Raw genomic sequence first — 14,744 nt, 5'->3', positions numbered from 1 at the left:
CGGCGTCAGGGTCGGTCCGAAAGCAAGCAGGATCGCGCGGCGAGTCGTCGGCTTATGAGGTCGGTCAGGACTACGGCCTGGCGCCGGGGGCGCAGGAGGCAGAATTCGTTGCTTTCCGGGTCGGCGAGGACGTGCCAGCTCACGGTGCCGGTCTGGCCGACGTCGGTGGGCCTGGCGCCGAGAGCGAGCAGCCGCGCCGGCTCGGCGTCCTGGTCGCGGTCGGCCGCGTTGACATCGATGTGCAGTGGGAGCTTCCCGGTCCGTGGGTCGCTGCTGGGGCTGAGTTCGAACCCGGCCTGCCGGTCGAACGCCGCAGCCCCTCGCTCCGTGCACAATCACCCCACCGGCCTGCGGCGATATCCAGTGGCAGGCCCCTGCCCCGGGCAGTGAAGATCGAGGCATGCATACCTTCCTGGAAACCGAACGGCTCGTGCTGCGCCCGTTCACCGACGCCGACGCCGACGCCGACCACCTCTTCGCACTGGACGACGACCCCGAGGTCATGCGCTTCATCAACGGTGGCAAGCCGGCCAGCCGCGAGACGATCCAGCGGCAGACCCTGCCCCGGCTCCTCCACGACTACCCCTGCTGGGGCACCCGCGGCTACTGGGCCACTGAGGAAAAAGCCACCGGAGTGTTCCTCGGCTGGTTCGAGTTCTGCCCCCTGGACGAACACAGCGGCGCCGTGGTCGAACTCGGCTACCGACTGAACAAGACCGCCTGGGGCAAGGGGTATGCCACCGAGGGATCCCGGGCGCTGACCAGCAAGGGATTCACCGACCTGGGGGTCGAGCGGATCACCGCGAACACCATGGCGGTCAACACCCGATCCCGGCGGGTGATGGAGAAGTCGGGCCTGTCGTTCCTGCGGCACTTCACCGGGGACTGGCCCGAGGCGATCGAAGGCTCCGAGCACGGCGAAGTCGAGTACGGCCTCACCCGGACCGACTGGGAGCGGCCCCGGTAGCCGCCCCCTGCCCAGCCGACCGGCCCGTTCCCGCGACTCCGGGACCAACCGCACGTCCTGACCGTTGCTCCCGGAAGTCCCGGCGGGAGGGAGCGGCCCAGCGATGAGTTCCGGGGGGCGTACTGCGTCTACAGAGTGCAAGGACCGCTAAGGACCGCCGTAGAAGGGACCGGCCAAGTCCATCGCAGAGCCCCCGCACAACGCCGACACCACGACGGACCTGACCGCTCACGGCTACAGGGTGGAGGACGTCCGCGACGCGCCTGACCGGCCGGGCGCAGAGTTCGTCTTCCTTGCGCGACGTCCATAGGCCAGCCGTCCAGATGTGTGCCATGCAGCGCTTACATCAGGACATGATCGACAGCACTGCCGCAACCGAACATAGGGTTTGCGGAATGAGTTGTTCCCCGTGCGTCGGCCCTCTGGCGCCTACGGCAAACAGAACGAGGCGTCCGCTCCTCGGCCCCAGTTGGTTCGCGGCCGTGATGGGCACTGGCATCGTCGCCAACGCGGCGGTCACCCTGCCAAGGAGCTTCCACGGGCTGCGGACTGCCGCCATGGTGGTCTGGCTGGGCGCCGCGCTCCTGCTGCTCCTGCTGGCTGTCGCTTACCTCCGGCAGCGGGCGCTGCGGTTGCACTCCGGTGATCCGGTGACAGCCCAGTTCTTCGGCGCGCCGCCGATGGCGCTGCTCACGGTGGGCTCCGGGGCGCTGCTGCTCGGCCACCGGCTGATCGGGCTCGAGGCGGCGCTGGACGTGGGCTGGGTGCTGTGGTCGCTCGGTACCGTGCTCGGTCTTGTCACGGCCTGCACGGTGCCTTATCTGATGGTCACCCGGCACCGCTTCGCGCCGGACGCGGCGTTCGGGGGCTGGCTGATGCCGGTGGTGCCACCGATGGTCTCGGCCGCGACGGGCGCGCTGCTCGTCCCTCATGCGCCGGCTGGACAGGTACGGCTTGCCCTGCTGCTGGGCTGCTACGCGATGCTCGGGCTCGGCCTGGTCTCGGCGCTGCTGGTGCTGGCCATGATTTACGGCCGCCTGGTGCACCATGAGGCCCCCACGGGAACGGTGGTGCCTACGGTGTGGATCGGGGCGGGGGCGTTGGGCCAGTCGGTGACGGCGCTCGGAGCGCTGGCCGCGGTAGCTCCGAGCGCGCTGCCCGCGCCCTACGCGGGGGGCGCCGCGGTGTTCGCGCTGCTGGGCGGGATTGTGGTGTGGGGCTTCGCCATGCTGTGGCTGGTGCTGGCCACGGGGCTGACTGTACGGGCGATCCGGGCCGGGCTCCCTTTCGCGCCCACCTGGTGGTCGTTCATCTTCCCGGTCGGCGCCTGCGTGACGGCCACCGGCGCCCTTGCGGCGCGGACCGGTTCGGAAGTGTTCGTCTGGATGGCCGTGGTGTTCTACGGGCTGCTCGTCATCGCCTGGGTGGTGGTGGCCGGCCACTCCCTGCGCCATGCCGCCCGGCACGTGTGGCGCCGGCCCGTCGGCGGACACGCGCACCGGGGGACCGTCGAGCCGGAGGGACGGTGACGCGACCACTACACCACCGTCGCCGCGGGGTACCCGAGCAGTCGTCGATCGGCTGGGCCAACTGCGGACGGAAGTGGTCGCAGGCGCGCAGCGTCGCCTCGACGATCCCCAGCCCGGGTGAATCGCGGGACGGTTGTTCGCCGGTCCGGCTCCGCCGGGCGGCCTCGCCCAGTACTGAAAGCCGGGCCACTTGCCGGCCCATAGGGTCGCGACCGTCGCCTGCAACCACCATCCGGACAGCAGTGACCTCGGGCCGCGGGGACTCCACGGCGTCGGATCAAGACGCGCGGCGCCATGCCAGCATTCCACGCAAAGACCGCCGCCTTGATGCCATGTCCTCATCTGCCGCCGTTATGGCACATTCACATGTCTCTCTCATCTCCCACACTGTCATACCGTCGATGGCGTGACGGTCGGATGGGTTCGCTTCGTCAGCGGATACCAGGCGGAAGCAGCACCCTGGGCGGATGGGGATAATCAGCCAGACTGGCCGTGTCCGCCATTGGTCGCATGGAATGAGGAAAGAAGGCGATCCACATCGTGGCGTCGCAATCCCGCGCCGGACAGCCGGCGCTGTATGGGCTGGAATTCGGCCTCAATGAATGGCTTGTGTTCGTGGGGCCACACGTGCAGCGGCTGGCGAACCGTCCTGTCGGATGCGTCAGCCGACCCCCGGCGCCGACGCCGGCCGTGGGCTCTGCCCGGCGGCATGCCGGCGAGCAGAAGGATCTCGTGGCATCCGCTTTCCGCTGACCACGCCGCCTGCCGCAGTGCGGAAGGCGGGTTCCCGCGCCACAGCGCGATCCGCTGTTGCGGACCCCTCTCGGCCACACCCGAGGGGGTCCGCTCGTTCGGGACCACCACCACGTCTGTGACCTGGTCCACGGCCATGACCGCGAGGTCTACAGCGAGACGGATTCGGACTCCGAATCCTTCGTGCCCACGCCGGTCATGCGGAAACTGACCCGGTAGGCACCGGGCGTCACACCCAGGTGCTGTACAAATGCTCTGCGCATCGACTCAGGCGAGCCGAAGCCTGTACGCCGCGCCACCACCGGCAGGGAGTCATCACCCGTCTCCAGCAGCACTCGGGCAGCTTCCAACCGGACCTGCTCCACATACCGGGCCGGGGTGGTTCCCACCTCGTCGTAGAAGAGCCGGGTCACGTGACGGACGCTGATGCCTGCCCTGCGTGCCATGGCCGACACGGTGTGGTTGGCCCCGGGGTTCTGAGCGACCTCGTCCAGCATCCGGCGGAGCGTCTCCCGGCGGGAGTGCGGGACCTGGGAGCGGACACTGAATTGGGACTGGCCTCCCGGTCGCTGCATGAAGACGACCATGTCCTTGGCCACCGCTCGCGCAACCTCTGCACCGTAGTGATCTTCGACGAGCGCCAAGGCCAGGTCGATGCCGGCACTCACACCTGCCGAGGTCATCATTCGCCCGTCCCTCACGAAGATGGCGTCTGGTTCGACTCGCACGGACGGGAAACGCAGGGCCAGTTGCCGTGAGTGCCGCCAGTGCGTCGCTGCGCGACGCCCATCCAACAGTCCGGTCGCTGCCAGCAGAAACGCCCCCGTACACACCGATGCCGTGCAGCGGGCGTTGGCATGCAGCCGCCGAACGGCATCCAAGAGCGCGTCATCCTTGATCAGCGTTTCCCATTCCGGACCGCCCGGGATCACCAAAACGTCGGACGGCTCATGTACGTCGTCGACACGCAGGTCAGCGCTGAGGCGGGTCCCGGCGGAGGTGATCACCTCCGCCCCGCCCTCGGACGCAATCTGCACTCGATAGCGCCCGCCGAACTCGTTCGCCGAAGCGAATACCTCGATGGGGCCGGTCACATCGAGCAGCCGAACCCCCGGGAAGACGAACACTGTCACGGTGAGCGGCCCCGTTCCAGGGCGCTTGTGGTTCCCAGGGCGCTTGTGGTTCATCGGATGCCTCCGGGCCGATGCGCGGTGCGGAGACCAGCGACCCGTTGCGTGCTGGTCGGCGAGTGTTCCAAGGCGGATCAGGAAGCCGATCACAGCCGGGCCGGACCCCCGTTCGCCGGATTTCCCTGCGCCCATTCTGCGCCTTCGGCCAGAACCGAGACCATGACCGGCTTGCTCCCTGCTGGGAGGCAAATCCTCCGAGTCCGCTCTTCATACGCGTACATGCCGCGCACGACCTTTTCCTCGGCGCCGGACAAGATCACAGCATTTGGTCACGCCACATGCCCGGAAAGGGTGCCTTGGCAGCGCGGGAATGTGGAGCCACCCTGGGAACCATGGCGGCGGCCGAGGTGATGGGCGCGGCTCAGTGCGCGCCAGGGCGAGGCGGGGCCATGCCGCACCAGTACGTGGAGCAGCGTTCGGACGCGATGGTCTACCGGCGGCTCGCCGAGTTGCTCCGGGACGGGCACCGACGGGGACCGGTGGGCATACCGACAGCCAGCGGTGATGAGCAGGAGGTGGGCCCGTGAATGGGGTAACCGGCAGGGTGGCATTGGTGACGGGGGCCAGCAGCGGAATCGGGGCGACCACCGCGGGCCTGCTGGCCGAGCGGGGGATGCGCGTGGTGGTCGACTACCTGCGCAGCAGCAGCGCAGCCGAGAAGGTCGTGGCCGACATCAAGGCCGCAGGAGGCCGGGCCATGGCCGTGCAGGCCGATGTGCGCGAGGCAGCGGCGGTCGAGAGCATGGTCGAGCAGGTCAAGGCGGCATGGGGCGGCATTGACGTGCTGGTACACAACGCGCTCATCCCGTACGCGATCAAGTCGTTCCAGGACATGACATGGGAAGAACTGGGCGGCAAGCTCAACGACGAGATGCGTGCGGCGTTCACGGTCACCAAAGCCGTCCTGCCCGCCATGACCGAACAGGGCTGGGGGCGCATCGTCTACATCGGTACCGGCCTCAGCCGCCGGCCCCGGGAGTACATGATCGCGCTGGGCACGTCCAAGGCCGCCCTGGAGCAGTTTGCCCGGTACCTCGCCCAGGAACTGGGCCCGCAGGGCATCACGGTCAACATCGTCGCGCCGGGCCCGGTGGAGGACACCCGCATCGCGGATGTGCTCGACGATGCGCACAGGCAGCGCCAGCTGGCCGCCACCCCCCTGGGCCGCCTGGCACACCCTGCCGACGTCGCCCAAGCGGTCGCCTTCTACGTCGGCGAGGACAACACCTTCATGACCGGCACCACGGCCGCGGTCAACGGCGGGATGTCCATGTACTGACGTCCCGCTGTCCCGCGCACGGGGCACGCGCGGCCGCATGGCGGTGACACGACCAAGGGAAGCGATCATGTACACGATCGATCTCGCCTACGTCGGGCGGGGCCTGCACGAGGAACTGGTCGCCTACATCGCCGACCAGGAGGGCTACTACGCCGACGAGGGCGTCCACGTCGCACTGCGCGACGGCTGCTCCTGGGACGAGGAGCAGCTGCGCCACGGCGCCACCATCGGGCTGGGTCGGGCACTGCTGTCCCGACTGACCGATGGCATCCCCTGGGTCGCACTCAACGTGAACACCTACAGCCCGCTGTTCTGGTTCCTCGCTGCCCGCCCCGGCCTGACCTCCCTGGCCGACCTGGCCGGCCGGCGGCTGGCGGTGCACGCCCCGCACACCGCGCCCGGGTGCTTCGCCCGGATCGTGCTGCGCCAGGCCGGCCTCGACCCGGACCGCGACGTCCAGGCCATCGTCCGCCGCCCCGGCGACTACGGCATGGACCTGCGCCGACTACAGGACGGCAGCATCGATGCCGCCCTGGTCGGCAGCACCATGGCACCGGAGGCGGTAGCCGCCGAGCACGGCTGGCAGATGCTGGCCTGGGTCGGCGGCCACTTCAAGATCCCCACCGTAGGCGTGGCCGTCGACCCCACCCGCACCGACCCGGACGACCCCGCGGTCCAGGCCGTCGTACGAGCCCACCGGCGCGCCCTCCAGGTGATCCACAACGACCCCGACACCACGGTGCGGCACATGCAGACGTTCCTCGGCCGACATACCGAGGACGAAGTCCGAGCCCACTACGAGGCGTTCATCGCGCCGTCTTACACCACCGACGGCCGAGTCGACCTCGCGGTCGGCGCCACCGCGATCACCGCGGTCGCCGCCGAACTCGGGGTCCCCGCCACCGTCACCGCGGCCGAGTTCTACCGCACGGCAACCACCACACCGTAGGGGTGTCCGGCGGATCTTTCCCCACCCCTTCCCTCAGTGTTGATGTGCGGCTCCGCCGCGTGGCAGGGACCGCCGGGTGCGACACCGGAACCTTGCTGTCTCACTTGAAGTTGTCGGCAGAGCGGGAGTGGCAGTCTCCCCTTCACGCGAGGTTTGTGTTGGACTGTCGGGACATAATCCGTACACGACAATGGGGTGAATGCGATGCCTCTTGAGGGCGAGTACGAGCCGAGTCCGGCGCAGTGGGTGCGCGAACAGGTCGAGCTGTATGAGAGTTCGGGTGGCACACAGGGCACAACACTCTGGGACACGGGCCTGCCGGTCGTCATTGTCACGATGCGCGGCGCGAAGAGCGGCAGGATCCGCAAGATTCCACTGATGCGCGTGGAGCACGAGGGGCGGTACGCGGCGGTGGCCTCGAAGGGCGGCTTCCCGCGCCACCCGGTCTGGTACTTCAACCTCAAGGCCGACCCGCAGGTGGATCTCCAGGACGGCCCCGAACGCCAGGGCATGATGGCCCGTGAGCTCACCGGGGACGAGAAGGTCCAGTGGTGGCAGCGAGCGGTCGCCGTGTATCCGCCGTACGCCGAATACCAGGAGAAGACCGACCGCGTGATCCCAGTCTTCGTACTCGAACCCGAGCACCTGGCCGGGCCGGCGAAGGCCCCGGCGCCGACGAGGAACTGAGCTTCGGACCCCACTCGCTCGGCCCGGCAAGGCGCCGCGCGGCTGGGGATAGGAGCCCGGCGCCGGCCTGGACGGACTCACCTACCTTGTTCCCGGAATGCGAACTGAACAAGGTTCGGTGAGACAGAGGCGAGGCCTCGTGAGACGGGACAACACCCCTGCCTCCGCCGTCTGCCGACGTCCGCCAGGGCGGGCGCGCCTCCTCCCCTACCGTGCCGGTGGGGCGGCGGGGCGCGGCATCAGTCGCCGGTGTGCAGGGACTCGGCTGCCGCGGCGGCAATCGTCTCCGCCACGAGTGCGAGTGCCGGCACATCCAGCTTCCACTGCTGCCAGTAGAGCGGCACATCGACCCGCCGCCCCGGCGCCAGTTCCGTAAGAGCGCCCGACCGCAGCAGCGGTTCCGTTTGCGGCTCCGGGACCAGGCCCCAGCCGAGACCGGCGGCCACCGCGTCGCAGAAGCCTTCCGACGTGGGTACGTAGTGCCGGATCCGACTGGCGCCCGACCCGTCAGGTGTGAGGGACCGAACGAACCGGTCCTGGAGTTCGTCACGCCGATCGAAAACAATCACCGGGGCGTCGGGCAGACAGCGCTCCAGCGGCCCGGTCGACAGATGGCGCTCCGCAAACCGCGGGCTCGCCACCGCCAGGTACCGCGCCCGGCCCAGCGGGCGCACCATGCAGCCCGCCACCGGCTCCGCCGACGATGTCACGGCCGCCATCACCTGCCCCTCGCGCAGCAGCGCCGCGGTGTGTGCCTCGTCCTCGCGGTGCAGGTCGAAGCAGACCGGCGGGCTCTGCGGCACCCGCGTCAGGGCTGGCAGGAACCAGGTGGCCAGGGTGTCCGCGTTCACCGCGATGGGCAACCGGGCCGGACCGGCTCCGGCCGCGATCCCCAGCTCCGTCTGCGCCTCCCGTTCCAGGGCGGCCAGCTGGCGCGCAAACCGCACCACCACCTGCCCGGACTCCGTCGGCCGGACCGGTTTCGTACGCATCAGCAGCACCCGCCCGGTGCGCTGCTCCAGCGTCTTGATCCGCTGGCTGACCGCGGAAGGTGTCACGTGCAAAGCGGCGGCCGCGGCGTCGAAGGTGCCCTCGTCGACGACGGCCAGCAGCGTACGCACCTGATCGATGGGCAGCTCAGTCATCATAGCAACTAATGGTAGTTAAGAAACTTTAGCTGTACTAATGCCGTGGTGATCCATAACGTCGGAGGCCATGAACAGCGGCATTCTCTCGGCGGGCATCGCCGGATTCGGTACAGGCCTGTCCCTCATCGTCGCCATCGGCGCACAGAACGCGTTCGTCCTGCGCCAGGGCGCGCGCGGGCAGGCTGTACTCGCGGTGGTCGGCATCTGCGCCGCGTCCGACGCAGTCCTCATCGCCCTCGGCGTGGCCGGGCTCGGCGCCGTGGTCACCGCGTGGCCCGCCGCACTGACCGCGGTCGGCCTGGCCGGTGGCGCCTTCTTGATCTGTTACGGCATTCTGGCCGCCCGTCGCGCGCTGCGGCCCGCCACCGGGCAAGCGCTCACGACGCAGGGCGCCTCGGCGGGCTCCGTGCGCACCGCAGTGCTCACCTGCCTGGCCATGACCTGGCTCAACCCGCACGTGTACCTGGACACCGTGCTGCTGCTCGGCTCGGTCGCCGCCGACCGCGGCTCGCTGCGCTGGGTCTTCGGCCTCGGGGCGATGCTGGCAAGCCTGGTCTGGTTCGCCGGCCTCGGCTACGGCGCCCGACTCCTCAGCGGCGTCCTGTCCCGCCCCACCGCCTGGCGGGCGCTGGACACCCTCGTCGCGGCCACCATGCTCGTGATGGGCGCCATGCTCCTGGTCCGCACCCTCTGACCGCGCTTCCAGCGGATCTGCCGTGTTCTACGGGGTGCCGTGGCCGTCGAGGAAACGAAGCAGGGCGCTCACCGCGGTCTTGTCGCGGGCGCGCATCGCTTCCGGGAGGGCTTGACGTCGTCCCTTCCCTGGGCAAGACGGGCAAGATCCGTTTGAAGACGGCCCCTAGATCACGCGGAAGAGGTCGGCGGCGGCGTGGACGTCGGTGAGGTCCTCAATGGAGCGGAGGTTGTCGCACAGGGCCTCCAGGACCGAGTCGGTTTCGGCGGCGCGCGGGGCGCCGATGGCCACGCCGAAGACACGGAAGCCCAACAGGCGCTTGGCGTCATTCCAGCCGCGCATCCATTCCTCGGTGACACCACATTCGTCGTCGGTGATCATCACGATGTCGCCGCGTGTGCGGGCGGCGTCGTTGAACTCCTTCTCCAGCAGTTCACCGGCCGCTGTCAGCGGCGTCTGGTAGCTGGTTCCGCCGCCGAGGAAGGTCTCCGCGAAGTCGAGGATCCGGTCGATGCCGGCGGGCCGGCCGGCCGGGAAGCGGAAGACCTGGATCTTACCGGCGGCGGAGAACAGGATGCCGACGAAGTCACGCCCCGCGTGGCGGGCCTGGTCCAGCAGCGCCAGGGCGCACGCCTTGGCCCATGCCTCCCGGGTGACTCCGCCTGGCCCTGCCTCGTACATGGAGTGCGAGGTGTCCACGCACGCGATGATGGCGCCCTGGCCGGTGGCCTGCTCTCCCTGGCTGTCGTAGAGCATCAGCTCCCCGGCGGCGTAACGCACGGCGAACACCGCGCGCAGCTCGGGCAGGCCGAGGTTGGCCAGCTCGGAGGGGATGACGCGGGAGAGGTCGTTGCCGAGCGTGACGCCGACCAGTTCCCCGGCCGCGTTCTCCACCTTGCGGGCGCGCTCACCCCTGGCCATCGGCCGGAAGCGGCCAATCAGCTCGGCCCACTGCGCGAGGCGGCCGGTGCGCAGTCGCTCGGCGAGCCGTGCGCGCTGGTCGAACGGCATCCGCTCCAGCTCGCCGGGAGCAACACCCCACGCCTGCATCAGCGCGGCCTCCTGCCGCACGGCCTCGGCTGCCTGCGCCGCCGCGTTCCGCGCGGCGGCGCGAATGCCGGCGGCTGCCGCCGTCAGGGCCTGTGCGGCGTCCTGGGCGGCCTGCCGCGCCGCGGCCGCGGCGTCTGCGGCGGCCTCGATCGCCTGTTGTACGGCATCGGCGGCCGGGGCCGGCACGGTGCCGTCCCCATCGGCCTCGCCGGCCGCGTCGGCGGCCTGCTGGAGTGCCTCGCCCACGGCGGTCGCCGCGTCTTCGGCGTCCCGCTGTGTCTTCTTCGCCTGCTCGCCCTGTTCCTGGGCCTGACGGGAGTACTCCAGCATCCGGCGCAGCGCGGCGGCCTGGGCGAGCACGGCCATGGCGGCGGCGTAAGGGTCGCCGGCCGTCTCCCGGCGCAGCTCGGCGAACTCCAGTGACTCCATCAGTGAGGTGATGACCTGGTGGTTGACCAGCCGGGAAGGGGCCATCTCCGTGCGCTCGCGCAACCGCGGGCCGGCCTTGTAGGCAGCCAGGAACGCGTCGGTCAGGAGGTCGGCGGCGTAGTCGTAGCGCTCGTTCAACTCCTCGGCCAGATCGCGCAGTCCGGCCGACTGTTCATAGGTGTCGCGCCATGCGATCCGGTCGAACCGGTCCGCGACCACGGCCGCGGTGTGCTGCTCGGGAACGGCGGCGGACACGCCCAGCCGCTTCCGGGATCGGCTCGCCGACTCGTCGGGCTCGCTCGGTGTCCTGTCCATGGTCCCGTCCGTGGCCCTGTCCGTGGTCCTGTCCGTGGTCCTGTCCCGCCGGTGTTCAGAGGTGGGCCTGCACCATGCTCGCGTCCACGCCGAGGGCCTCGGTGAGAACGCGGGCGCGGACGGCGCGCTGGCGGCCGGTGACCCGATCGATGGCGGCGGTGGAGCGCCCGGCGCTCGCCGCCTCCTCACGCAGCTTCTCCAATTCGGGCATGACCCAGATACGCCAGAAACCCGCCACCGGGTGATCTTGAGGTCCTGTGGGTGGCGTGCTCCTTGACGAGGCGGGTCCAGCCAGCCCCGCAGGACTTGCCGCATGCAGTTGTAACAGATATAGTTACGATTAGAATCGAGGGGCACGGGAGGTGGAGTCCGACATGAGTGCCAACAGCAGGCTGACCATCGCGGCGCACGCCCTGACATGGATCGGGTTGTATCAGCGGCGTGGCCACGAGGTCGCCACCTCCGAGCAGATCGCGACGAGCGTCAACACCAACCCCGTGGTGATCCGCCGCCTGCTGGGTGAGCTGCGCAAGGCCGGCCTGGCCGATTCACGGCGAGGTGCGGGGGCGGGCTGGATGCTCGCGCGGGACCTGTCGGCGATCACTCTGCTCGACGTCTATCAGGCGATCGAACCGGGGCCGGTCTTCGCCCTGCATCGCGCGACACCGGACCCCGAGTGCGTCGTGGGCCACGGCATCGGGCCGGCAATGACCGCCGTGTACGACGACGTGGAGGCCGCCCTGTGCAGGGAGCTGGCCAAGACCACGCTGGAGGACGTACTGCGGGACGTCTTGAAAGCCCCCTGACCTCGGACCGCGCACTTCCCCTGACCGAGGGGAGTCGCATTCCACAGCCACCGATGTAACCAAAACGATTACGTCGACGAAGAGATAGAAGACAAGGACAAGGACGATGACAACAGACACTCAGACATCGCGGACCGTGGCCGAGAAGTTCCTGGAGCGCCTCGGCAGGCAGGACCCCGACGGCATCCAGGAACTGTTCTCCGAGGAGATCGACTGGCACGTCCCCGGCAGTGACGCGCTGCCCTGGACCGGGCGCCGTACCCGCCGGGAGGAGGTCGCGCCGTACTTCACCACGATGTGGCCGCACTTCGCGCACGGCCAGAGCAAGGTCGTGCTGGAGCGCTTCATCGTCGACGGTGGTGACGTGGTGCTGCTGGCGGTCTTCACGCACACCGCCGTGGCCAGCGGCAAGGAGTTCACCACACCGGTGGCCATACACCTGGCGGTCGAGGGCGGCCGGATCGCTCGCATGCGCCTGTACGAGGACACGCTGACCGTCGCCGAGGCGTTCAAGGCCGGCTGAGCGGAGGGCACTCAGGGGCCCCTGCGGCCCGGGGCAGCCGGGCATGTGCGCAGAGGGTCAGCCGAGACACGGCCGCAGCTGTCGGCGGATCTCTCTCCCCGGTCGCGTACAGGCGTCCCAGTCGTCAGATCAGGTGGTGCCAAGCCGCGCACTCCTCGGCGGGCCGACGCGACTCCTAAAACGAATCAGGTTGAAACGGTGCTCCTTGGAAACCACGAGCATCGGCAACACGGAAAGCGGAACGAACCATGAACGAAAACGACCTCCACGCGCAGCGCGAAGCAACAGCCATCCAGTACTTCCGCCTGGTCGATGCCGCCGATCCGGCACTCCTCGAACTCTTCACGGACGACGCGCAGATGTTCTTCCCGAAGTTCGGAACCGCCAAGGGCCTGGCGCAGATCGGGGCCTTCGCCCAAGGCTTCGCCCGGGGCATCGCTGACATCGAGCACGACATCGCGCACTTCAACGTCCTCACGTCCGGCGACTACGTCGTCGTCGAAGGGGCCGTCAAGGGAGAGACGACATCCGGTGTGAAGTTCCCCGACGGATCCTCATCCTTCGGACTCTTCTGCAACGTGTTCGAGTTCCAGGGCGAAAAGATCAAAAGGCTCCACATCTACGAAGACCCCGACTTCGCAGGCACCCACACCGACGGAGCGTCCTGGGGTCAGTCCGTACGCGACAGCATGTAGCCGGCACGACCTGTTCGTAACTGCACCAAGGGGACCGATGGGCTCCGCTCTCCCCCCGCGCATCAGCGGCCAGCCAGATTCCCCCGCTCGGGCCACTTAAGTACCGCTCAATGGCAATCGATCACGGTTCACCTGCCGTTCCCGCGCATCAGGTGATGCTGGTGGGGAGGCTCCGGACGGGACTGCGCTGGGTGTTGTTGTCGGTGCGCCGGTCCAGCTCGGTGCGGAGTTCGTGGATGACCTGGGCATAGACGGCAACGCGCTCGCGAAGCCGGCCGTTGTCCTCCCGCAGGGCCTGGGCGGCGGCTTCGGCGTCGATGGCGCGGGCGTGCAGATGCTGGAACGCGGGTGGGATGCCGTTCGCTTTGGACTTTCGGCGGGCGAATTCTTCTTTGAGGTCAACGTGCTTGTGCGTGAGGACCCAGCGCTTGACGCCTGCCTCGGCGGCGAGTTGCAGCGTGGTGAGCGCCCCGGTGGACCGGGTTGGACAGCCGTCGAGGAGCCGTTGGATCGCTGCGGTGATGGCGGCGCGTTCGTCGTCGTGGTCAGTGGCCATCGTGGGGTTCTCCGGTCGAGCCGTGGGCGGTGACGATTCGTTCCAGGCGGTCGAGTTCGTGCTGTTCGCGGGCGTGCCGGAAGGCGGGAGCCAGCGGGTCGTCGACGAGCGGTCGTAGCCGCTCGATCTGGACGAGGACGTGTTCGATGTCGCGATCTGTCCGCGCGATGTTGATGCAGTTCGGGCGGCAGTCGTCGAGGTCGGGGGTGCGACGGGTGCTGTCCTCCTCGCTGCGCAGGCGGCAGGCTGCCCGCTTGGGGTCCAGGACGCAGGTCATGCCCTTGCCGGGGAAGATCTGCAGGTCGGGGTTGGCGAGCATGGTGTTGGCGTGCCGCTTGGTGCGCAGGACCCGGCCGGCGAAGCGAGTGGCGGCCTGGACGCGGTGCCGGTAGGTCTCGGCTGCTGGGCCGCTGACCTGCTCGCCTTCACGTAGGCGCTGGTGTGCGTCGGCGAGGGTGTCCAGCCGGGCCAGCCAGTCTTCGAAGGCGAGGTCGTCGGGGAAGCCCGAGGCGTAGTTTCCGGCGTAGCCGAGGGTCATCTGGACGCGGAGGTGTCCGTATTGGATGGCGGCGGCAACCAGGCCCCGTGGCCGGCGGACGATGAACCAGGCCAGGGTGCGGCGCAAGCGAGCGGAATAGATGACCGGGTGGACCGGGTCGGGCGGGATGTGATCGCCGCGGCCGTGCTCGGTGCAGTAGGTCTCGACCCAAGCCAGGAATTCGGCGATGTCGTGGTTGATTCGGATCTCCGACCGGGAGCCGCCGACGCGGCTGCGCAGGATGGTCGCGCCGTCGCGGCCGTCGGTGAACAACGTCGCCGGGAACAGCCAGGTGCTCGTGTGCAGCCGTTCCAGGACGGCGACGGCGGTGGCGACGGCCTCGGTGACGACCCACGGATCGGCCCGGATCTCGCCCTCGGGCATCTTGTCGCCGGCAGCGTCGCGGACACCCTTCCAGTGTCTGCCGCGCAGGAGGACCAGGTGGTGGGCGTGGTCTCGTTCGACGCAGCCACGTTCAAGGCTGAGGACTTCGCCTGCCCGCATCCCCGACAGGTAGCTGATCACGATGAAGCAGGCCGTGCTCAGGTGCCGGGCCAGAAAGCCGGCATCGCTGTAGTCGATGGCCCCGTCGTGCCGGGGCTGGCCGTCCAACCGCCCGTTGACCGGCGCGTCCAG

Annotated in this window: 15 protein-coding genes and 3 pseudogenes; 11 read left to right on the top strand and 7 right to left on the bottom strand. The window is 69.2% G+C overall.

All coding sequences use genetic code 11. From position 1 onward, the window contains the following. Positions 1-77: 77 nt before the first annotated feature. Positions 78-284: pseudogene (locus tag ACZ4WQ_RS36810) on the bottom strand (VOC family protein); the annotation flags it as partial. Positions 285-400: 116 nt separating this feature from the next. Here ACZ4WQ_RS36810 and ACZ4WQ_RS36805 point away from each other — a divergent pair. The 3 genes and pseudogenes from ACZ4WQ_RS36805 to ACZ4WQ_RS36795 all read left to right on the top strand — a co-directional run bounded on the left by ACZ4WQ_RS36805 (position 401) and on the right by ACZ4WQ_RS36795 (position 2,496). Beyond that, a complete protein-coding gene (locus ACZ4WQ_RS36805; protein ID WP_311724076.1) occupies positions 401-967 on the top strand; it encodes a GNAT family N-acetyltransferase in 567 nt (188 codons plus the stop codon). Between the two features lie 217 nt (positions 968-1,184). Beyond that, positions 1,185-1,277, top strand: a pseudogene (locus ACZ4WQ_RS36800) (SAM-dependent methyltransferase); the annotation flags it as partial. Positions 1,278-1,290: 13 nt separating this feature from the next. Further along, positions 1,291-2,496 (top strand): TDT family transporter, encoded by a 1,206-nt coding sequence (locus ACZ4WQ_RS36795; protein ID WP_398375077.1) that lies wholly within the window; start codon positions 1,291-1,293, stop codon positions 2,494-2,496. A gap of 902 nt (positions 2,497-3,398) precedes the next feature. Here ACZ4WQ_RS36795 and ACZ4WQ_RS36790 read toward each other — a convergent pair. Further along, positions 3,399-4,436 carry a GlxA family transcriptional regulator gene (locus ACZ4WQ_RS36790; RefSeq protein WP_398375075.1) on the bottom strand — a complete coding sequence of 346 codons (1,038 nt, stop codon included), beginning with the start codon at positions 4,434-4,436 and terminating at the stop codon, positions 3,399-3,401. 392 nt (positions 4,437-4,828) lie between these two features. Between ACZ4WQ_RS36790 and ACZ4WQ_RS36785 the strand changes: the two genes are divergently transcribed. The 4 genes from ACZ4WQ_RS36785 to ACZ4WQ_RS36770 all read left to right on the top strand — a co-directional run bounded on the left by ACZ4WQ_RS36785 (position 4,829) and on the right by ACZ4WQ_RS36770 (position 7,354). Beyond that, entirely contained in the window at positions 4,829-4,966 is a 138-nt protein-coding gene (locus ACZ4WQ_RS36785) for a hypothetical protein (RefSeq protein ID WP_398375074.1), read from the top strand. A 26-nt stretch (positions 4,967-4,992) separates the two neighbouring features. Further along, positions 4,993-5,718, top strand: coding sequence for an SDR family NAD(P)-dependent oxidoreductase (locus tag ACZ4WQ_RS36780; RefSeq protein WP_385338240.1), 726 nt, complete (start codon positions 4,993-4,995; stop codon positions 5,716-5,718). 67 nt (positions 5,719-5,785) lie between these two features. Continuing rightward, entirely contained in the window at positions 5,786-6,667 is an 882-nt protein-coding gene (locus ACZ4WQ_RS36775; RefSeq protein WP_398375072.1) for an ABC transporter substrate-binding protein, read from the top strand. A gap of 204 nt (positions 6,668-6,871) precedes the next feature. After that, positions 6,872-7,354: a nitroreductase family deazaflavin-dependent oxidoreductase gene (locus tag ACZ4WQ_RS36770; RefSeq protein ID WP_311724071.1), complete on the top strand. Its 483-nt coding sequence runs from the start codon at positions 6,872-6,874 to the stop codon at positions 7,352-7,354. Positions 7,355-7,593: 239 nt separating this feature from the next. On the opposite strand, the gene ACZ4WQ_RS36765 is transcribed toward ACZ4WQ_RS36770, so the two are convergent. Beyond that, a complete protein-coding gene (locus ACZ4WQ_RS36765; protein ID WP_398375221.1) occupies positions 7,594-8,499 on the bottom strand; it encodes a LysR family transcriptional regulator ArgP in 906 nt (301 codons plus the stop codon). A 70-nt stretch (positions 8,500-8,569) separates the two neighbouring features. On the opposite strand from ACZ4WQ_RS36765, the gene ACZ4WQ_RS36760 reads away from it, so the two are divergent. Beyond that, the gene (locus tag ACZ4WQ_RS36760; RefSeq protein WP_311724070.1) at positions 8,570-9,196 is read left to right on the top strand and encodes a LysE/ArgO family amino acid transporter; all 627 of its coding nucleotides are present in this window, start codon (positions 8,570-8,572) and stop codon (positions 9,194-9,196) included. 165 nt (positions 9,197-9,361) lie between these two features. Here ACZ4WQ_RS36760 and ACZ4WQ_RS36755 read toward each other — a convergent pair whose 3' ends face one another. Both ACZ4WQ_RS36755 and ACZ4WQ_RS36750 read right to left on the bottom strand, forming a co-directional pair. Further along, a complete protein-coding gene (locus ACZ4WQ_RS36755; RefSeq protein WP_398375068.1) occupies positions 9,362-10,990 on the bottom strand; it encodes a VWA domain-containing protein in 1,629 nt (542 codons plus the stop codon). Between the two features lie 55 nt (positions 10,991-11,045). Continuing rightward, positions 11,046-11,192: pseudogene (locus ACZ4WQ_RS36750) on the bottom strand (AAA family ATPase); the annotation flags it as partial. Positions 11,193-11,364: 172 nt separating this feature from the next. On the opposite strand from ACZ4WQ_RS36750, the gene ACZ4WQ_RS36745 reads away from it, so the two are divergent. From ACZ4WQ_RS36745 to ACZ4WQ_RS36735, 3 genes are all read left to right on the top strand, one after another. Next, entirely contained in the window at positions 11,365-11,796 is a 432-nt protein-coding gene (locus tag ACZ4WQ_RS36745) for an Rrf2 family transcriptional regulator (RefSeq protein ID WP_398375067.1), read from the top strand. Positions 11,797-11,902: 106 nt separating this feature from the next. After that, on the top strand, positions 11,903-12,319 hold the full coding sequence (locus ACZ4WQ_RS36740) for a nuclear transport factor 2 family protein (protein WP_385338249.1): 417 nt from the start codon (positions 11,903-11,905) through the stop codon (positions 12,317-12,319). Between the two features lie 248 nt (positions 12,320-12,567). Continuing rightward, positions 12,568-13,014, top strand: coding sequence for a nuclear transport factor 2 family protein (locus tag ACZ4WQ_RS36735; RefSeq protein WP_311724067.1), 447 nt, complete (start codon positions 12,568-12,570; stop codon positions 13,012-13,014). A 148-nt stretch (positions 13,015-13,162) separates the two neighbouring features. On the opposite strand, the gene ACZ4WQ_RS36730 is transcribed toward ACZ4WQ_RS36735, so the two are convergent. Together ACZ4WQ_RS36730 and ACZ4WQ_RS36725 are read right to left on the bottom strand one after the other, a co-directional pair. Further along, a complete protein-coding gene (locus ACZ4WQ_RS36730) occupies positions 13,163-13,570 on the bottom strand; it encodes a hypothetical protein (protein WP_311724066.1) in 408 nt (135 codons plus the stop codon). Then, complete coding sequence (locus ACZ4WQ_RS36725) at positions 13,560-14,720, bottom strand: hypothetical protein (protein ID WP_398375064.1); 1,161 nt, start codon at positions 14,718-14,720, stop codon at positions 13,560-13,562. The genes ACZ4WQ_RS36730 and ACZ4WQ_RS36725 overlap by 11 nt, the downstream gene beginning before the upstream one ends. Positions 14,721-14,744 lie beyond the last annotated feature (24 nt).

This window comes from Streptomyces sp. NPDC028305 (genome assembly GCF_055569495.1).
The sequence above is the reverse complement of the archived record's forward strand: the minus strand, read 5'-3'. Positions and strand labels throughout refer to the sequence as shown.